Origin of the sequence: Aeromonas allosaccharophila, assembly GCF_000819685.1 — a bacterium.
Classification (GTDB): Bacteria; Pseudomonadota; Gammaproteobacteria; order Enterobacterales; family Aeromonadaceae; genus Aeromonas; species Aeromonas allosaccharophila.
In genome coordinates this window covers 1-18,927 of record NZ_CDBR01000084.1, presented here as the reverse complement: position 1 = coordinate 18,927, position 18,927 = coordinate 1, and the positions used below count along the sequence as shown (strand labels likewise).

The following is an 18,927-nucleotide window of genomic DNA, read 5'->3' as shown; positions in this document are numbered from 1 at the left end:
TTTTTTCGTTGGCCACTTTTTCCACTGGATCCTGAACCTTGCCGCAGCCTGCTTTGCACTAGGCTCAGAGTGGACAGAGGTGGATGGAGTCGCGGCCATGAGAATCAGTCTGGGGAGCGCAATCCTGTGGGGGTTGCTGATGTGGCAGAGTGCCTTGGCAGCGCCAGCTCCCGAGTTGAAAATGGCCTATTTTGACGACTTCGCCCCATATTCGTGGCGTGACGAACAGGGCAAGATGCGCGGGCTGATGATCGATGTGATGGATCGGGTGGCGGCGCAGATGGGGCTGCGGGTGCGCCACGAAGGCTATCCGTGGCAACGGGCGCAAAAAATGGTGCTGATGGCGCAGGCAGATGGCTTCGTGACTGTCGCCACATTGGAGCGGCGCACTTATACCCTGATGGTGGAGGAGCCAGTCACATCGACGATCATGACGATATTTACTCAGCTTGGCCACCCCCGGATGGCGGAGTTTCAGCGAGCCAGCCGCTTGAGCGACCTCAAGACGTTCACCTTTCTCGACTATCTGGGCAACGGCTGGGGCAAGGAGAACCTTGCGGGCTTCACCGTTCATCACACCATCAATGTCGATAATGTTTTCAAAATGCTGGCGGCGGGTCGGGGCGATCTGATGGTGACCGATCCGCTGGTGGCACGCTTCAAACTCAACCAGCTGGGGCTGTCCGGGCTGGTGGTCGAGGTGCCGCTGCGACTTGCCTCGACCCCGTTCAACCTCTGCATTGGCAAACATTCCCGCTTTAATACCCGGGTGAATGAATTCAGCCGGGTACTGCAACAGTTGCGGCAAAGTGGCGAGTTGGCGCGTATCGAAGCGCGCTATCGTTGATGCGCTGTTGCCATCTGCTGTTTTTCCACTGCGTGTCTATCTCGGCGTCATATCGGCGATGGTTGCCCAGAAGGCATCGATCAAGGGCCCCTTGCTGTGGGGCGGACGAATAAGCCCGATAGTCCAGCAGGCTTCGCCATCTCTCAGGGGCAGGGTGAGTACATCCGGGTGCTCTATGGTGGTGGAGGAGGGAACCAGGGTCCAGGCGATCTCCGCGGCTGCGGTGGCGACCCCGGCTGCGAAGTCGTTGACGTACTGGATACCCTGAAAACGCAGTCCGCTCTGGGCCAGATAGTTCATCAGGTGATCGTAAAACGATGGCGCCTTGTCCCGGCGCAGGATCGCCAGCGGTTTGTCCACCAGATCCGCCAACTCCCTCACATCGCGGTAGCTGGTGGGCAGCACGGCGACAAAGTGGGCCTCGACCACTGGCAGGGCGTGCCACCCCTTGGGGGCGGGCAGGCGGCAAAACCCCAGATCCAGCTTGCCTTCACTGAGCGCCAGCAGCTGGTGGTGGGTGGAGAGATCGTTGAGCTCTATGGTCACTTGCGGCCGCTCGGCGCGAAAGCGGGCGATGGCGGCGGGCACCAGGATCTTGGTGGCCACGCCAAAGCCGATGCGCAGGGTGCCGACGTTGCCCGCCAGCACGTCGCGGGCGGTGCGCGAGAGCTGCTCGCTCTGGACGACCACGGCGCGGGCATCCTCATACAGCGCCCTGCCCAGTCCGGTCAGGCGGGTGCTGCTGGCGTTGCGCTCGAACAGCTCGCCGCCCAGCTCCTCCTCCAGCCGCCTGATCTGTTTGCTGAGGGCCGACTGGGTAACATGCTGGCGCACCGCCGCCTGGCCAAAGTGCAATACCTCACCCAGGGTGACGAAGGCTTTCAGATCCCGTAGCTCCATCAGGGCTCCTTTCATTCCTGTCGGGAATGCTGAGTGGTCATATTTGTCATTGGACGGAATTTTAGAAGTATTGGATGCTGATGCCAATTCATTTCGGGCGCTCCCATACAGGAGCGCCGAGTTATCAAAGATGGCTGACACCATCAGCGCAGAAGGAGCAACACCAGATGCATCACCACAAGTTCAACGACTTCCCGAGCGATTTTCTGTGGGGCGCCGCCTCCGCCGCCTATCAGGTGGAGGGGGGCTGGAATGCCGATGGCAAGGGGCCCTCGGTGTGGGATCTCTTCACCAAGCTGCCGGGCAAGACCTTTGAAGGGAGCAACGGCGATGTGGCGGTGGATCACTACCACCGCATGGAGGAGGATGTGGCGCTGATGGCCGAGATGGGGCTAAAGGCTTACCGCTTCTCGGTGAGCTGGCCGCGCATCTACCCCACCGGTCGGGGTGAGGTGAACGAGGCGGGTCTGGCCTTCTACGAGAAGCTGATCGACACCCTCTTGGCCCATAAGATCGAGCCGGTGCTGACCCTCTACCACTGGGATTTGCCGCAGGCGCTGCAAGACGAATATGGCGGCTGGGAAGATCGACGGATCATCGCCGATTTCGAGCGCTACTGCGTGACCCTCTATCAGCGCTTTGCCAACAAGGTGAAGTACTGGGTGTCACTCAATGAGCAGAACTACAACCTGACCAATGCCTATCAGCTCGGCACCCATCCGCCCGCAGTGCAGGATCGCAAGCGTTTCTTTGCCGCCAACCATATCGCGTTTCTGGCCAATGCCCGTGCTATCAAGGCGTTCCGCCAGCATGTGCCAAATGGCCTCATTGGCCCGAGTTTTGCCTATTCCCCTGCCTATCCGGCGTCGTGCGACCCGAAAGATATGCTGGCCTATGAGAACGCCGAGGAGTTCAACAACCTCTGGTGGCTGGATGCCTACTGCTTTGGCCGTTATCCCCAGGCGGCGCTCGCTTACTTGCGGGAAAACGGTGAGGCGCCGGAGATCCTGCCGGGCGATTTGGAGCTGCTGCGCGAAGGCACGCCTGACTACATCGGCGTCAACTACTACTACACCCTGACCTATACCGATAACCCTCTGGGCGGTCAGACCCTGCAGCGGATCAACACCACCGGCAAGAAGGGCACCACGCCGTCAAGCGGCATTCCGGGTCTTTACAAGACGGCGCCCAACCCGCATCTGGAGACCAGCAACTGGGACTGGGCCATCGATCCGACCGGGATGCGCATCGCCCTGCGTCGTCTCTCTTCCCGCTATGGTCTGCCGCTGATGATCACCGAGAACGGCCTCGGCGAGTTCGACAAGCTGGAGGCGGGCGACAAGGTGAACGATGAGTACCGCATCGATTATCTGCGCAGCCACGTCAAGGCGTGCCAGGAGGCGATGCAGGATGGCGTCGAGCTGCTCGGCTACTGTGCCTGGTCGTTCACCGACATCCTGAGTTGGCTCAACGGCTATCAGAAGCGTTACGGCTTCGTCTATGTGGAGCGTGACGAGCAGGGTGGGTCCCTTCGCCGGATCAAGAAAGCCAGCTTCCACTGGTACAGCCAGGTGATCGCCAGCCAGGGCAAGTAGCTCTGACGGTTTATCGCGTCGCGTAACCAGCGGGCCCGGGCAATCCCCGGGCCCGCGCTGTTTGTGGCGGGGGAGAGGGGACAAGCCGGTTTCTCACCGTGCGACTCATCCCTGTTTGCTGATTTTTGTCCTGCCAAAGCCGCCGACCCCTGCTATTATCTGCGGCCGAACATGAGCCAATAAAAATCAGGATATTGTGATGACTGACCACACGTTTATTCCCGGCAAGGACGCGGCGCTGGAAGACTCCATCGAACGCTTCCAGACCAAGCTGCAAGCCTTAGGCTTTGATATCGAAGAGGCCTCCTGGCTCAACCCCGTGCCGAACGTCTGGTCGGTGCATATTCGGGACAAGGAGTGCGCCCTCTGCTTCACCAACGGCAAGGGTGCCAGCAAGAAGGCGGCACTCGCTTCCGCCCTTGGCGAATATTTCGAGCGTCTCTCCACCAACTACTTCTTCGCCGACTTCTATCTGGGCGAGCAGGTTGCCAACGGTGATTTCGTGCACTACCCGAACGAGAAGTGGTTCCCCATCGAGGGTGACCAGTTCCCGGCCGGTCTGCTCGACAGCTTCACCCGCAAGTTCTACAACCCGGACGGTGAAGTGACCGCCGACATGCTGGTGGATCTGCAGTCAAACAACGAGGAGCGCGGTATCGTCGCGCTGCCGTTCGAGCGCCAGTCCGATCACCAGACCGTCTATATTCCGATGAACATCATCGGCAACCTCTATGTCTCCAACGGCATGAGCGCCGGCAACACCCGCACCGAAGCGCGCACCCAGGCGCTCTCCGAAGTGTTCGAGCGCCACGTGAAGAACAAGATCATCGCCGAGGCCCTGAGCCTGCCGTTGATCCCGGAAGAGGTGATTGCCCGTTATCCGGGGATCGCCGCCTCCATCGCCGCGCTGGAAGCCGAAGGCTTCCCCATTTACAGCTTCGATGCCTCCCTGGGTGGCCGCTATCCGGTCATCTGCGTGGTGCTGCTCAACCCGAGCAACGGCACCTGCTTTGCCTCCTTCGGTGCCCATCCGCGCTTCGAAGTGGCCTTCGAGCGTACCGTCACCGAGCTGCTGCAGGGCCGTGGTCTCAAGGATCTCGACGTGTTCGTGCCGCCGTCATTCGACAACGAGCAGGTAGCGGATCACCACAACCTCGAGACCCACTTCATCGACTCCTCGGGCCTTATCAGCTGGGATCTGTTCAAGCAGGATGCGGACTTCGAGTTTGCCGACTGGGATTTTCGTGGCACCTCGCAGGAGGAGTTTGATCACCTGATCGGCATCTTCCACGAGCTGGAGCAGCCGGTCTATATCGCCGACTACGAGCATCTGGGGGTCTACGCCTGCCGCATTCTGGTGCCGGGCATGTCCGACATCTATCCGGCCGAAGATCTGCTGCTGGCCAACAACAACATGGGCGCCAACCTGCGCGAAGTGATCCTGGTGCTGCCATCACTGGAGTGGGATGCCGAGCAGTATATGGCGTTGTTTGATCAACTGGATGAAGAGGGGCACGACGAGCGCACCCGTGTCCGCGAGCTGCTGGGCATCGCCGCCGCCAAGGGCACAGCGTTGCACACTCTGCGCGTTGGCGAGCTGAAAGCCATGCTGGCGCTGGCCGCCGGTGAGCTGGAGACGGCGATGGATCTCATCGACTGGACCATGGAGTTCAACCAGTCAGTGTTCACTGCCGAGCGAGCCAGCTACTACCGCGCCCTGCGCGCCTGTGTCGAGTTGTTCCTCGACGAGGAGCGGGATCCGGAGCAGTATCGCGCCGTCTTCACCCGCATGTATGGCGAAGAGACGCTGGCCCAGGCATGGGCCAATGCCAGTGGCGAAGCGCGCTTCCACGGGCTGGAGGCGGCCGACTTGTCGCTCTCCCAGTTCCCGCTGCACCAGAAGCTGCTGGCGGCCTACGAAAAGCTGCAAAAAGCCAAGCGAGCCCATCACTGGGCGTGATCGTTACTGTAAAGGAAGGGGCCGTGTGGCCCCTTCTGTTTATCGTGCGGCAAGGCACGGGTTTGTTATTCAAAGATGAAATAAAAAACAAAAAATACCCCTAATGGGGTTGATGACAGGGCAGGGGATGTGCAACCGGACTGCAAAGATATCTTGCCAATACCAGCTTTACGTGCATACCAATAAATTCTTTAAAATCATTGTATTAAAAACGTGGCATTTCTGTTTCAGCTGAAACCTGGTGTAAACTGGCGCAGCCGTTGCACTAAAATATTTGTAGTAAAATTACATTCGCAGTCTGATAAACTTGATCAATGTCAATTTTGGCCATTTGGGCCTTTGTTATGATTTCAACAGGCAAAACATTCAGGTAGAAAATAATTGAAAGCTGAATCCCCATTCGATTGTCTCAAGCCCGAAGCCATCGCTGCACTGGCTGAAGACATCACCTATGCCAAGGCCACCAAGCCGGCATACAAGGTCATTCCACTGGCCATCACCGCAGGCGCTTTCATCGCCATCGCGTTTATCTTCTACATCACAGTCACGACCGGTTCCGGCTCTATGTCTTGGGGCATGGCCAAGCTGGTTGGTGGTCTCTGTTTCTCCCTCGGTCTTATTCTGTGTGTGCTGCTCGGTGCCGAGCTGTTCACCTCCACCACCCTGACGCTGGTGGCCAAGGCCGCCAATCGCATCAGCTGGGCACAACTGCTCAAGAACTGGGGTCTGGTTTACTTCGGTAACCTGATCGGTGGTCTGCTGATGGTTGGCCTCATCATCATGTCGGCGGAATACACCGCGGCGGATGGTCAGTGGGGCCTCAATGCCCTGAAAGTGGCCCAACACAAAATTCACCACACCTTCTTCGAAGCGGTGGCGCTGGGTATCCTCTGTAACCTGATGGTGTGTCTTGCTGCCTGGATGGCCTTCGGTGCCCGCAGCGCGACTGACAAGGTAGTAGTCATGCTGCTGCCGGTTGCCATGTTCGTTGCAGCAGGTTTCGAGCACAGCATCGCAAACATGTTTATGATTCCGGTTGGTATCGCTATCCACAGCGTGGCTAGTCCGGAATTTTGGCAGGCCATCGGCCAGGATCCGGCAACCTTTGCTGACCTGACCGTATCCAACTTCGTCCTACACAACCTCATCCCTGTTACCATCGGCAATATCATCGGTGGTGGCGTGATGGTTGGTCTGACTTACTGGTTTATCTTCCGTCGTCATCATTAAGGATGATTTCGGGATACTACATCAATACCGTGTGAGGTAATGAAAAATGGCAGAACTTAACGAACAGTTCCAAAAAGCATGGGAAGGCTTCGCGGCCGGTGAATGGCAGACCTCTGTCAACACCCGTGACTTCATCCAGAAGAACTACACCCCGTATGAAGGTGACGAGTCCTTCCTGGCTGGCGCGACCGAAGCAACCACCAAGCTGTGGGACAAGGTCATGGAAGGCATCAAAATCGAGAACCGCACTCATGCGCCGGTCGATTTTGATACTGACCTGCCCTCCACCATTACCGCACACGATGCCGGTTATATCGATCAGAGCCTGGAGCAGATCGTTGGTCTGCAGACTGACAAGCCGCTGAAGCGCGCCATCATCGCCAACGGCGGTATCAAGATGGTCAAGACTTCTTGCGAAGTGTACGGTCGTCAACTGGACCCGATGGTCGAGAAGATCTTCACCGAGTACCGCAAGACTCACAACCAGGGCGTGTTTGACGTTTACACCAAAGACATCCTGAACTGCCGCAAGTCTGGTGTTATCACCGGTCTGCCGGATGCCTACGGCCGTGGCCGTATTATCGGTGACTACCGTCGTGTCGCTCTGTACGGTATCGACTTCCTGATGGCCGACAAACTGGCTCAGTTCAAGTCCCTGCAAGCTGACCTGGAAAACGGCGTCAACCTGGAAGCCACCATCCGTCTGCGCGAAGAGATCTCCGAGCAGCACCGTGCCCTGGCACAGATGAAGGTGATGGCTGCCAAGTACGGTTGCGATATCTCCGTACCGGCCAAGAACGCCAAAGAAGCCGTACAGTGGACCTACTTCGCCTACTTGGCGGCAGTCAAGTCCCAGAACGGTGCCGCCATGTCCTTCGGTCGTACCTCCAGCTTCCTGGACGTGTACATCGAGCGTGACCTGAAGAAAGGCCTGATCACCGAGCAAGAAGCCCAGGAGCTGATGGACCACATGGTCATGAAGCTGCGTATGGTTCGCTTCCTGCGTACCCCGGAATACGATTCACTGTTCTCCGGCGACCCGATGTGGGCGACCGAGACTCTGGCCGGTATGGGCGTTGATGGCCGTACCCTGGTCACCAAGAACAGCTTCCGTATGCTGAACACCCTGTACACCATGGGCCCGTCCCCTGAGCCGAACCTGACCATCCTGTGGTCCGAGAAGCTGCCGGTCGGTTTCAAGAAGTACTGCGCCAAGGTATCCATCGAGACCTCTTCTGTTCAGTACGAGAACGATGACCTGATGCGTCCGGACTTCAACAACGATGACTACGCCATCGCTTGCTGTGTGTCCCCGATGGTGATTGGTAAGCAGATGCAGTTCTTCGGTGCTCGTGCCAACCTGGCCAAGACCATGCTGTATGCAATCAACGGCGGTATCGACGAGAAGCTCAAGATCCAGGTCGGTCCTAAAACTGACAAGGTGACCTCCGAGTTCCTGGACTATGACGATGTCATGTCTCGTCTGGATAGCTTCATGGATTGGCTGGCCAAGCAGTACGTTGCTGCGCTGAACATCATCCACTACATGCACGACAAGTACAGCTACGAAGCCTCTCTGATGGCGCTGCATGACCGTGACGTATATCGCACCATGGCGTGTGGTATCGCAGGTCTGTCCGTAGCCGCTGACTCCCTGTCTGCTATCAAGTACGCCAAGGTCAAGCCGGTTCGTGACGAAGATGGCGTTGCCATCGACTTCGAAATCGACGGTGAATATCCGCAGTTCGGTAACAACGACGCTCGCGTCGATGACATCGCCTGTGACCTGGTTGAGCGCTTCATGAAGAAAATTCAGAAGCTGAACACCTACCGTGGTGCTGTTGCTACCCAGTCTGTTCTGACCATCACCTCCAACGTGGTATATGGCAAGAAGACCGGTAACACTCCGGATGGCCGCCGTTCAGGTGCTCCGTTCGGCCCGGGTGCAAACCCGATGCACGGTCGTGACCAGAAGGGTGCAGTTGCTTCCCTGACTTCCGTCGCCAAGCTGCCGTTCGCTTACGCTAAAGATGGTATCTCCTATACCTTCTCCATCGTTCCGAACGCGCTGGGTAAAGATATGGAAGCCCAGAAAGCCAACCTGGCTGGTCTGATGGACGGTTACTTCCATCACGAGTCCAACCTGGAAGGTGGTCAGCACCTGAACGTTAACGTGATGAACCGTGAAATGCTGCTGGACGCCATGGAAAACCCGGAGAAATATCCGCAGTTGACCATTCGTGTATCCGGTTATGCCGTTCGCTTCAACTCTTTGACCAAAGAGCAACAGCAAGACGTCATCACCCGTACCTTCACCGCTTCTCTGTAATCGAGACGCAGTGAGTAAAAACCGGCGCCAAGGCGCCGGTTTTTTTATGCATGCAATTCAGGGTAATGGATCTCTAGATAAGCGCCATCGTAGCCACAAGGGTTGTCATGGGACCTGTGAACAGGGTTATGGTGCAGGTGTTGATCAGGGGAGTCCTTTGAACGGTCTGTCACGTGAGCACGCTTTATTCGCGCGCTATCACTCAATAGGGCGGTTACCTTGCCTGTCATTTCGTCAGAGTTGCACTATGGCACGGCGAACAGGCTACGGGTTAACTGAATCGCCCCCAGTTCCCTAGTGAATCGCCCCCAGTTCCCTAGACACCTCACAGCCTTAAAATGAGGCAACTATTGGAGGTGTTATGACCCGTCAGCGTTATCCAGAAACATTCAAAATCGAAGCCGTTAAACAAATCACCGAGCGCGGGCGGCCGGTGGCTGACGTTGCACGAGCCCTTGGGGTATCCAGCCACAGTCTGTATGCCTGGCTCAGACAGTACGGTAAGCCCGCTGACCAGCAGCTCGAAGAGTCTGCCTTGCAAGCCGAGATACGCCGCCTGAAAGCCGAACTGCGCCAGGTCACCGAGGAGCGCAATATCCTAAAGGAGGCCGCCGCGTACTTTGCCTGCGAGTCAAGGAAAGGTACGCGTTCATAACCTCCCGACTCGACCGCTACAGTGTCGTTACCCTGTGCCAGACCCTGGGGGTTCACCGAAGTGGCTTCTACGCGTGGCTGAAACAGCCCACATCGCCACGACAGCAGGAGGACGAACGGCTGATCGGATTGGTCAGGCAATCCTGGCTGGAAAGTGGTGCTGTCTACGGCTATCGCAAGATCCATCGCGACCTTCGTGACGCAGGGGAAGCCTGCTGCAAGCACCGTGTGGCCAAATTAATGAGGCGGGAAGGGCTGCGTTCGCAAACAGGCTATCAACGCCGCAAGGGGCATTATGGAGGCAAGAGCACGCAAGCTGCCCCAAACACGCTGGCACGTCAGTTTAAGGTGCCAGCCCCCAACCTCTCCTGGGTGACTGACATTACCTACATCCGCACTCAAGAAGGGTGGCTGTACTTGGCGGTGGTGCTCGACCTGTCCTCTCGCCAGATCGTCGGCTGGGCGATGAAGTCACGCATGACGACAGACTTGGCGGTTGATGCGTTATTGATGGCCGTCTGGCGGCGCAAGCCCAAGCAGCCGGTACTGGTGCATTCGGATCAGGGCAGCCAGTTTACCGGCGGCGAATGGCAGGACTTTCTGAAGGCCCACAACCTGAGTTGCAGCATGAGCCGACGTGGCAACTGCCACGACAACGCGGTCGCCGAGAGCTTCTTCCAGTTGCTCATACGGGAGCGGATCAAGCGCAGGATTTACGCGACAAGAGATGAAGCCCGCAGCGATGTGTTTGACTATATCGAGATGTTTTACAACCCAATCAGGCGTCATGGTTCCAATGATGGGCTGTCGCCGGTAGAGTTTGAAAGGCAGTTTATTTTTCAGCAACAGAGTGTCTAGAAAACTAGGGGCGATTCAGTAGCGAAGTTATCCCCGTTGTGTGAAGCCAAGGCCACAGAGGTATAGTGTGAAAAAAGCTAATGAAAACAATGCCAATCAGGCTTAACTGACTGGCATTCAGCACATAGGTACCGGTTTGTCATTGCGAGCGTGTGCAGAGCAGAGGTTAAACCACGCCCTGAGTGCGCAGGTAATCCTCGTAGGTACCGCCGAAGTCGCGGATACCGTCTTCGCTCAGCTCCAGGATGCGGGTCGCCAGGGAGGAGACGAACTCACGGTCGTGGGAGACGAAGATCAGGGTGCCCTTGTACATCTCGAGCGCCAGGTTCAAGGATTCGATAGATTCCATATCCAGGTGGTTGGTCGGTTCATCCATGATCAGGATGTTGGGGCGCTGCATCATCAGCTTGCCGAACAGCATGCGGCCCTGTTCACCGCCGGAGAGCACCTTGACCGGCTTTTTGATATCGTCCTGAGTGAACAGCAGACGACCGAGGATGGAGCGAACCGCCTGCTCATCTTCGTTCTCCTGTTTCCACTGGGCCATCCAGTCAAACACATTGAGATCGGTGTTGAAGTCTTCGGCGTGATCCTGGGCGTAGTAGCCGATCTGGGCATTCTCGGACCACTTGATGGTGCCGGTATCCGGCGCCAACTCTCCGACCAGTGTCTTGATCAGGGTCGATTTACCGATACCGTTGGTACCCAGAATAGCGACCTTCTCGCCCACTTCCAGCATCATGTTGAGGCCCTTGAACAGGGGCGCCTCGCCGTAGCCTTTGGACAGACCTTCAATTTCCAGGATGTTGCGGTAGAGCTTCTTCTCCTGCTCGAAGCGGATGAAGGGGTTCTGACGGCTGGAGACCTTCACTTCCTCAATCTTGATCTTGTCGATCTGCTTGAGGCGGGAGGTGGCCTGGCTGGACTTGGAGGCGTTGGCACTGAAACGGGAGACGAAGGATTGCAGATCGGCGATCTGGGCCTTCTTCTTGGCGTTGTCGGCCAGCAGACGCTCGCGCGCCTGGGTGGCGGCCAGCATGTAGTCATCGTAGTTACCCGGATAGACGCGCAGCTCGCCGTAGTCCAGATCCGCCATGTGGGTACAGACGGAGTTCAGGAAGTGACGGTCGTGAGAGATGATGATCATGGTGCTTTCACGATCGTTGAGCACCTGCTCCAGCCAGCGGATGGTGTTGATATCCAGGTTGTTGGTCGGTTCGTCCAGCAGCAGGATGTCAGGGTTGGAGAACAGCGCTTGTGCCAGCAGCACCCGCAGTTTCCAGCCCGGCGCCACTTCACTCATCGGGCCGTTGTGCTGTTCGATGGGAATACCGGCACCCAGCAGCAACTGACCGGCACGCGCTTCGGCGGTGTAGCCGTCATATTCAGCGACCAGCCCTTCCAGCTCGGCAGCCTTCATGTAGTCGTCGTCGGTCGCTTCGAGGTTGGCGTAGATGGCATCGCGCTCGGCAATGGCTGCCCACAGCTCGGTGTGACCCATCATGACCACGTCCAGGACACGGGTATCTTCGTAGGCGAACTGATCCTGGCGCAGCTTACCGATACGCTCATTGACGTCCAGGCTCACATTACCGCCGCTGGGCTCAAGATCGCCGCCGAGGATCTTCATAAAGGTGGACTTGCCACAGCCGTTGGCGCCAATAAGGCCATAGCGGTTGCCGCCGCCAAACTTGACGTTGATGTTCTCGAACAACGGCTTGGCGCCGAATTGCATGGTGATGTTATTGCTGCTTAACAAGATAAGTGTCCCGGTTGGTCTGTCAAATGGCGCGCATTATGGCACAGATCCCCAAAAAGTTTTAGCAAGAACTGTGATCTGGATCGGTCAGATGGCTATTTGGCCGCAGAGGGAGCCACCATGAAAAAAGCCGGCACGAGGCCGGCTTGCGTGTGTCATCCCATCATCAGTGGGAGGTGGCGCCAGAGGCACCGAGCCCGGTTTGTGAACGAACGAACTGCGGCAGGAACTTGGCATGCTCGTCAGCGGCGTTCTGGGAGCTGTCGGTGATGGAGAAGAACCAGATCCCGGCGAAGGCCAAGCCCATGGAGAAGAGGGCAGGGTATTCGTAGGGGAAGATAGCCTGGGCATGACCCAGCACTTTCACCCACACGGTCGGGCCCAGGATCATCAGGGTCACCGCGCTCACCAGTCCCAGCCAGCCACCGTAGACGGCGCCACGGGTGGTGAGACGGGACCAGAACATGGAGAGGAACAGCACCGGGAAGTTGCAGCTGGCGGCGATGGAGAAGGCCAGACCCACCATGAAGGCGATGTTCTGCTTCTCGAACAGGATCCCCAGACCAATGGCCACCACACCCAATACCACAGTGGTGTATTTGGAGACGCGCAGTTCATCGGTCTCGTTGGCCTTGCCCTTCTTCAGCACGCTGGCATAGAGGTCATGGGAGACCGCAGAGGCGCCCGCCAGGGTCAGCCCGGCAACTACTGCCAGAATGGTGGCAAACGCCACGGCAGAGATGAAGCCGAGGAACAGGCTGCCACCCACCGCATTGGCCAGATGGACTGCCGCCATGTTGGTGCCGCCCAGCAGGGTGCCGGTGGCATCCTTGAAGGCCGGGTTGGTGCTGACCAGCAGGATGGCGCCAAAGCCGATGATGAAGGTGAGGATGTAGAAGTAACCGATAAAGCCGGTGGCGAAGAAGACGCTCTTGCGCGCTTCCTTGGCATCACTCACGGTGAAGAAACGCATCAGGATATGGGGCAGACCGGCGGTACCGAACATCAATGCCAGACCGAGCGAGATGGCGGAGATGGGGTCAGCGACCAGACCACCCGGACTCATGATGGCGATCCCTTTCTCGTGTACCTTGACCGCTTCGCTGAACAGGGCGCCGATATCGAAGTTGACCGATTTCATGACCATGATGGCCATGAAGCTGGCACCGGAGAGCAGCATCACTGCCTTGATGATCTGCACCCAGGTGGTGGCCAGCATGCCGCCGAACAGCACGTAGAGCACCATAAGGATACCGACCAGCACCACGGCAACGTGATATTGCAGACCAAACAGTAGCTCGATCAGCTTGCCGGCACCGACCATCTGGGCGATCAGGTAGAGGGCGACCACCACCAGTGAGCCGCAGGCGGAGAGGGTGCGCACCTCAGTCTGCTTGAGGCGATAGGAGGCGACATCGGCGAAGGTGTATTTGCCGAGGTTGCGCAGCCGCTCTGCGATCAGGAACAGAATGATGGGCCAGCCCACCAGAAAACCGATGGAGTAAATGAGGCCATCGTAGCCGGAGGTATAGACCAGCGCGGAGATCCCGAGGAAGGAGGCGGCAGACATATAGTCACCGGCGATGGCCAGACCGTTCTGGAAGCCGGTGATACGACCACCAGCTGCATAGTAATCCGAGGCCGAGCGGTTGCGCTTGGAGGCCCAGTAGGTGATGAATAGGGTAGCGGCCACAAAGACCACGAACATCACGATGGCCGACACATTGAGGGGTTGGCGTTGTACTTCGCCGGTCAGCGCATCCGCTGCCAGCAGGGGGGAGGAGGCCAGTGAGGCCAACAGCAGCAAGTTGCCTTTCATGCTTTTTGCGCTCATGACTGCACTCCCTTGAGGATTTTCTGATTCAGCTCGTCAAACTCGCCGTTGGCCCGAAACACATAGATGCCGGTCAACACGAAGGAGGAGAGGATCAGTCCCACCCCGACCGGAATGCCACGGGTGACGGTGGTACTGTCGCTGAGCGGGGTGCCGAGCCAACCGGGGGCAAAGGCGATGAGCAGAATAAACGCCAGGTAGAGTCCCAGCATCAGAGCCGAGAGGGCCCAGGCAAAACGCTGGCGCTTGGCGACCAGCTCCTGGAAGTTGGGATCTTGCTGGATCCTCAGGTAGCTTTGCTGTTCCATTGCAGTTCTCCATGACATGAGTGTCAGCGGTGGATGGGGTAACCCCGACGAGCAGGCAATCTGCTAATGTAAGCAAAATGTGAATTAAATGTTATTTCTCGACAATTAGACTTTGGGATAAGTGAGCGGCGAGCCACAGGTCAGGCGCAGGTAGATGAGCGCGGCCGTGGTGGCATCGGCAAGGGCATCGTGGGCGGGCAGGGGGGGCAGCGCCAAGTGACGGCAGATGGCACTCAAGTGCAGGTCGATGGCCGCATCGGGATAGCGGCGATAGAGGTGGTCGTGATAGAGCTGGCTCACCTCGATCCCTCGCTGGGGCAGGGTTAATCCCCACAATTTCTGGCAGGCGAGATTGAGAATACGCAGGTCGTAGGCGATGTGATAGCCCACCAGTTCACGGGGGCCGATAAATTCGAGCAACAGGCGCAGCGCGGCTTTCAGCGTCATCCCCTGTTGCAGATCCTGATGGCGCAGGCCGTGGATCACCACCGATTGGCCGGTCAGGCTGGCCGGTGGCTGCACCTTGATGGCGAGCGCCTCGCCGGTCAGCAGCCGGTTACCCTGAATGCGCACCGCCCCGATGGAGACGATCTCGGCCTGCTCGGGATTAATACTGGTGGTCTCGAAATCGAGGGCGATCCGTTCATTTTCCGGGGGGGTGGCAAACAGCGGTGCGAACTCGCCCGTTCGGAACGCACGGCCATACCAGTAGCGTCGAGCGCGGCTCAACATGGCTATTGTCTCAGACGAAAGTGCAAGGTGAGCCACTGCTGGAACTTCTTCACCTGATGCAGCGCCTGGCGCAACAGATCCCGCTCGCTGTGGCTGAGATCCTGTGTCTGCACCCGACTATTGCCCCCCTTGAGCTGGCTGCGCAGCCTCAGCCGGATAAAGAGCCGGAACGCCTCCGCCAGATTGCTGCCATAGTCGGCACTGAGCCGCTCGGCGGCCACCAGCGCATCGATGCGCCCCAGGGTCGAGGTCTCCAGTATCCCCCCCTCAAGGGCCAGCATGCGGATGCCGTGTACCAGCGGGAATAGGCCGCCCCGCTTCAGATCCAACCCTTCCGGTGGCTGCTCCAGCCTGCCAAACAGGGTGAGCGGGGCATGGAAGGCCACCGCCGGTCGCACCATCTCCGCCAGCAGATCCCGCCTGTCGGCCAACTGCTCGCGCAGCGCTCTGGCAACCGGCAGATGCAGCTGGCGATCACCTGCGATGGGGTGAGCATCGGCCAGGGTGGCGAGCCAGAGCAGCTCATCCTCCTTCGCCGTGGTGCAGGCGCTGGCAATGGCTTGCTGCCACTCGCTGCCCGTTTTTACCCAGGCCGGATTGTTCACCATCACCTGCCCGGGGCAGAGGGGGTAGCCGAGGCGTTCCAGCAGGGCGCTGAATTCGGCCAGATCGGCCTCTTGGGTGGGCCATGCCAGCCCCTCAGGCAGGATCAGGGCGTTGTCCTGATCGGTTTTGAGGATCTGCTCGCTGCGCCCCTCCGAACCCAACATCAACAGGCAGACGTTATCCTGCACTTCGGGGGGGATCACCAGTGCAAAGGCTTTGGCGATCAGCTGTTCGTTGATGGTGGCGATTAGCTTCATCAAAAAGGCGGTGTGGATCCCCTGGGCAAACAGCGAGCGGGTCAATTGTTGCTGCTCGCGGGCCACCGCCTCCAGTGCCGGCAGGCTGTCGGCACGGGCGATGCGCAGGGTCAGCACGTGGGAGTGGGTCGAGAAGAGCCCCAGCACCTGGGTCAGTTGCAGGATCCCCGCCACTTCGTTGCCGCGCCACACCACCAGTCGCTTGATGCGATGGCGGGTCATCAGCAGCAGGGCATCAAACAGATAGCTCTCCAGCGGCAGACCAATCAGCGGTGCGGGGGTCAGTACCGAGAGGGGCGCCGTCAGCGGTAATCCCTTGAGGGTTAGAGCATGGAGCAGGGTCTTGCGGGTTGCCAGCGTGAGGGAGCCGTCATGAGCGGGGTAGAGCAGGCAATCGGTCCCCTTGCTCACCATGGCTTCGGTCGCCGCCAGCAGTGACAGCTTGCTGTCGACAATGAGCGGTGGTTGCAGATGACCGAGCTCGATGCGGGTCAGGATAAATTCCGCCAGATTCTTCTGACCCAGTTGCTCGCGTTGCTCCTGCTGTTGCTGGCGCTCGGCCAGATTGGCGGTGAAGTAGCTGGCAAACTGCGGGTCCTGCTCACAGAGCGTCAGAAAGGTGTGACGAGGGATGAGCTGGCACAGGCTGTCTTCCAGTGCGGTAAAGCGGTGGCGGCAACGGCCGTCAAACTGGGCGCGCACATCGAACAGATCATCGACCCCGTAATCACCAAACGGGTGGTGAGGGGCCGACTCTTCCACCGCTCCCTTGATGATGAGATAGAGACCGGGAGGTTCGTCCCCCTCCTTGAGCAGCAGATCCCCGGCCCGAAAATAGCAGAGCGAAAGGTGGCGGGAGAGTCGCTCGCGCGCCTCATCGTCCAGTCGGTCGAACGGTGGTCTGGCAAAATTGAACAGGGTTGACATGACAGCGTCCTCTGCTGGCTTGCGGCACTCATCCAGCTCCCAGTGTGACAAAGGGAGGGGGAGGCGACCAGCCGACTTTAGTCTCAGCTGTACCGGATGATAACACTCTGATAACGTTGTGGTATGACCAGTGAGTCAGTTTCAGGGATCAAGGAGAGGACAAGGGAGATGGAAAAACCAAGGATCAAGTGCGAGATCCACGACGGGATTGCCGAAGTGATGCTGACGCGGGGGGATAAACTCAATGCGCTGGACCGCGCCATGTTTAGCGCCATTGACGAGACGCTGACGCAACTCGCCCGGCACAAGGGGCTGCGGGCGGTGATCCTGCACGGCGAGGGGCGGGCCTTCTGCGCCGGGCTGGATGTGAAATCGATGCTGAGACAGCCGGTAGCGGCGCTCGATATTCTCAAGCGTGAAGCGGATGAAGCGACCAATCTGGCCCAGCGGGTCGCCTATGGCTGGCACCAGCTGCCGGTGCCGGTGATTGCGGTGACCCAGGGGGTCTGTTTTGGCGGTGGTCTGCAGATTGCCCTTGGCGCCGATTTTCGCTTCAGTACCCCCGATTGCCGCTTTTCGGTGATGGAGATCAAGTGGGGCATCATCCCCGACATGAGTGGCAGCGTCACCATGCGTAACCTGATGGGGCTGGATACCGCCATGGAGCTGGCCATGAGCGGGCGCGAGCTGGATGCCGTTGAGGCGAAATCCCTCGGGATGGTGAGCCGGGTCTGCGCCGATCCGCTGGTGGAGGCGCGGGAGTTTGCCCGCACCCTCATCACCAAGTCGCCGGATGCCCTGGCGGGGATCAAGCAGCTCTACAGTCAGGCCTGGGCCCGCAGCGACGAGGCGATGCTAAAAGAAGAGACCCGGTTGCAAAAACAGATCTTGGGGCGCCCCAATCAGTGGCGGGCCACCTTTAACAGCCTGTTTCGCTGGCGTCTGCCCTTCGGGCCACGCCGCAATTCGCTTTGAGATGAGGTGACAGGAAAAAGAAATGGCAGCCGAGGCTGCTAATGCCAGTCAGTTAAGCCTGACTGGCATTGTTTTTATTAGCTTTTTTCACCGCATACTTCTGTGGCCTTGGCTTCACGCAACGGGGGTAACTTCGCTCCCTTCGTTCCGGCAGCACAAACTGCCCCGCTTGTTTCTCCAGCTCAGCCACCCGCTTCGGGATAGTCCCCGGTGATAGGTACGGCATGCAGCTCAGTTCATGGATAAGATAGACCGACGCCATGTGAAAACTCAGCTGACTCGCCGTGTATCCCTTTAGACTCGCCGCCATCTTCACCATCTGGCTACGCAGCAGGTTGTACGCCAACAACACGCCCCACAGCTCTTGCCGTATCCCCGCAGCCTTCTTGCTACGCAGGGTCAGTCGGTGTTGTTGCAGGCTGTGCTTCATCTCCCGATAGCCCAGCTCGATTTCCCAGCGATGGCTGTAGAGCTCGACGATGTCAGCTCCCGGGAAGCGCATCGGGTCAACCATCGAGGTCAACACTTGGCGCTCCTTGCCGTTGATAGTGCGAGTCAGCAAGCGGGCTTCCACCGTGTCCGGTAGTTGCGGCCACTTCTTCCTCGCCTGTGGACTGGTATTGAGATGCACCAACACATCCTGACGCCCCAGCTTGCGCACCACCTCGTATTGCGTGCCCTTTTTGAGTGGCAGCAGCCAGTGGCGCTCGCAGCCGGTGGTTTGCCAGGCATGGAGCAAGCCAAGCGAATAGAACCCCTTGTCGAACAGGGTCAGCGAGTGGTCTGGCGTGCGTTCGATAAGCTGCTCGGCCAGCACCATCTCGTTGACGGCGCAGCTTTCCATGACGGCTTGCGTGAGCAGATGGCTGGTGAGTTCCATCTGGCAGAGCATGCGCACCTGAGGATAGGCTGTCTCGCCATGCTGGGTGCCGGGCTTGGCAAACGCTGCGGTATTGTCCGGGGTATCGGGGGTGCGCCACATCACGCCATCGACGGCGAGCAGTTGCAGCCCGGCCCAGCCTGGGTGATTGGCCTGTTGGTGCCAGCGCGAGGCGGTCTCGTGAAACAACCGCTCGATGCTCTTGTCCCCGAGCTTTTGGCGGGCTTGCAGGAAGGCGCTGGGGGCAACAAAGGGACGGTCACCGGGCAACAGGAT

14 protein-coding genes are annotated in these 18,927 nt (G+C 58.6%); 7 read left to right on the top strand and 7 right to left on the bottom strand.

Going from position 1 to position 18,927, the window contains the following annotated elements; all coding sequences use genetic code 11:
- Positions 1-97: 97 nt before the first annotated feature.
- On the top strand, positions 98-847 hold the full coding sequence (locus tag BN1115_RS14600) for a substrate-binding periplasmic protein (RefSeq protein ID WP_050070519.1): 750 nt from the start codon (positions 98-100) through the stop codon (positions 845-847).
- A gap of 36 nt (positions 848-883) precedes the next feature.
- Here the strand turns inward: BN1115_RS14600 and BN1115_RS14595 are convergent, their stop codons facing one another.
- A complete protein-coding gene (locus BN1115_RS14595) occupies positions 884-1,747 on the bottom strand; it encodes a LysR family transcriptional regulator (protein ID WP_042657723.1) in 864 nt (287 codons plus the stop codon).
- A 167-nt stretch (positions 1,748-1,914) separates the two neighbouring features.
- Between BN1115_RS14595 and BN1115_RS14590 the strand changes: the two genes are divergently transcribed.
- From BN1115_RS14590 to BN1115_RS14565, 5 genes are all read left to right on the top strand, one after another.
- Positions 1,915-3,342: a glycoside hydrolase family 1 protein gene (locus tag BN1115_RS14590; protein ID WP_042657722.1), complete on the top strand. Its 1,428-nt coding sequence runs from the start codon at positions 1,915-1,917 to the stop codon at positions 3,340-3,342.
- A gap of 199 nt (positions 3,343-3,541) precedes the next feature.
- Positions 3,542-5,302: a 30S ribosomal protein S12 methylthiotransferase accessory factor YcaO gene (gene ycaO, locus BN1115_RS14585; protein ID WP_042657721.1), complete on the top strand. Its 1,761-nt coding sequence runs from the start codon at positions 3,542-3,544 to the stop codon at positions 5,300-5,302.
- 381 nt (positions 5,303-5,683) lie between these two features.
- Positions 5,684-6,532: a formate transporter FocA gene (focA, locus tag BN1115_RS14580; protein ID WP_042062281.1), complete on the top strand. Its 849-nt coding sequence runs from the start codon at positions 5,684-5,686 to the stop codon at positions 6,530-6,532.
- 46 nt (positions 6,533-6,578) lie between these two features.
- Complete coding sequence (gene pflB, locus BN1115_RS14575; RefSeq protein ID WP_042062283.1) at positions 6,579-8,861, top strand: formate C-acetyltransferase; 2,283 nt, start codon at positions 6,579-6,581, stop codon at positions 8,859-8,861.
- Positions 8,862-9,222: 361 nt separating this feature from the next.
- A protein-coding gene (locus tag BN1115_RS14565; protein WP_128821713.1) for an IS3 family transposase occupies positions 9,223-10,373 on the top strand; the annotation gives its coding sequence in 2 pieces (ribosomal slippage) (positions 9,223-9,460 and positions 9,460-10,373; 1,152 coding nt in all).
- A gap of 166 nt (positions 10,374-10,539) precedes the next feature.
- On the opposite strand, the gene BN1115_RS14560 is transcribed toward BN1115_RS14565, so the two are convergent.
- From BN1115_RS14560 to BN1115_RS14540, 5 genes are all read right to left on the bottom strand, one after another.
- Positions 10,540-12,132 (bottom strand): ABC-F family ATPase, encoded by a 1,593-nt coding sequence (locus BN1115_RS14560; protein WP_042657718.1) that lies wholly within the window; start codon positions 12,130-12,132, stop codon positions 10,540-10,542.
- 166 nt (positions 12,133-12,298) lie between these two features.
- Positions 12,299-13,951 carry a cation acetate symporter gene (locus BN1115_RS14555; protein ID WP_042657732.1) on the bottom strand — a complete coding sequence of 551 codons (1,653 nt, stop codon included), beginning with the start codon at positions 13,949-13,951 and terminating at the stop codon, positions 12,299-12,301.
- Positions 13,952-13,962: 11 nt separating this feature from the next.
- Complete coding sequence (locus BN1115_RS14550; RefSeq protein WP_005336970.1) at positions 13,963-14,274, bottom strand: DUF485 domain-containing protein; 312 nt, start codon at positions 14,272-14,274, stop codon at positions 13,963-13,965.
- Positions 14,275-14,379: 105 nt separating this feature from the next.
- Entirely contained in the window at positions 14,380-15,006 is a 627-nt protein-coding gene (locus BN1115_RS14545; RefSeq protein WP_042657717.1) for a 3'-5' exonuclease, read from the bottom strand.
- Between the two features lie 2 nt (positions 15,007-15,008).
- Positions 15,009-16,796 carry a putative nucleotidyltransferase substrate binding domain-containing protein gene (locus tag BN1115_RS14540; protein WP_042657716.1) on the bottom strand — a complete coding sequence of 596 codons (1,788 nt, stop codon included), beginning with the start codon at positions 16,794-16,796 and terminating at the stop codon, positions 15,009-15,011.
- A 168-nt stretch (positions 16,797-16,964) separates the two neighbouring features.
- Between BN1115_RS14540 and BN1115_RS14535 the strand changes: the two genes are divergently transcribed.
- On the top strand, positions 16,965-17,771 hold the full coding sequence (locus tag BN1115_RS14535; protein WP_042657715.1) for a crotonase/enoyl-CoA hydratase family protein: 807 nt from the start codon (positions 16,965-16,967) through the stop codon (positions 17,769-17,771).
- 52 nt (positions 17,772-17,823) lie between these two features.
- Here the strand turns inward: BN1115_RS14535 and BN1115_RS14530 are convergent.
- A partial coding sequence (locus tag BN1115_RS14530; protein ID WP_042657714.1) for an IS4 family transposase occupies positions 17,824-18,927 on the bottom strand: 1,104 nt, incomplete at its 5' end.

Bases quoted from the DNA above. Each gene is read 5' to 3' on its own strand.
- BN1115_RS14600 (WP_050070519.1), top strand. From the start codon at position 98: ATGAGAATCAGTCTGGGGAGCGCAATCCTGTGGGGGTTGCTGATGTGG.
- BN1115_RS14595 (WP_042657723.1), bottom strand. From the start codon at position 1,747: ATGGAGCTACGGGATCTGAAAGCCTTCGTCACCCTGGGTGAGGTATTG.
- BN1115_RS14550 (WP_005336970.1), bottom strand. From the start codon at position 14,274: ATGGAACAGCAAAGCTACCTGAGGATCCAGCAAGATCCCAACTTCCAG.
- BN1115_RS14535 (WP_042657715.1), top strand. From the start codon at position 16,965: ATGGAAAAACCAAGGATCAAGTGCGAGATCCACGACGGGATTGCCGAA.
- BN1115_RS14555 (WP_042657732.1), bottom strand. From the start codon at position 13,951: ATGAAAGGCAACTTGCTGCTGTTGGCCTCACTGGCCTCCTCCCCCCTG.
- BN1115_RS14545 (WP_042657717.1), bottom strand. From the start codon at position 15,006: ATGTTGAGCCGCGCTCGACGCTACTGGTATGGCCGTGCGTTCCGAACG.
- BN1115_RS14590 (WP_042657722.1), top strand. From the start codon at position 1,915: ATGCATCACCACAAGTTCAACGACTTCCCGAGCGATTTTCTGTGGGGC.
- ycaO (WP_042657721.1), top strand. From the start codon at position 3,542: ATGACTGACCACACGTTTATTCCCGGCAAGGACGCGGCGCTGGAAGAC.
- pflB (WP_042062283.1), top strand. From the start codon at position 6,579: ATGGCAGAACTTAACGAACAGTTCCAAAAAGCATGGGAAGGCTTCGCG.
- BN1115_RS14540 (WP_042657716.1), bottom strand. From the start codon at position 16,796: ATGTCAACCCTGTTCAATTTTGCCAGACCACCGTTCGACCGACTGGAC.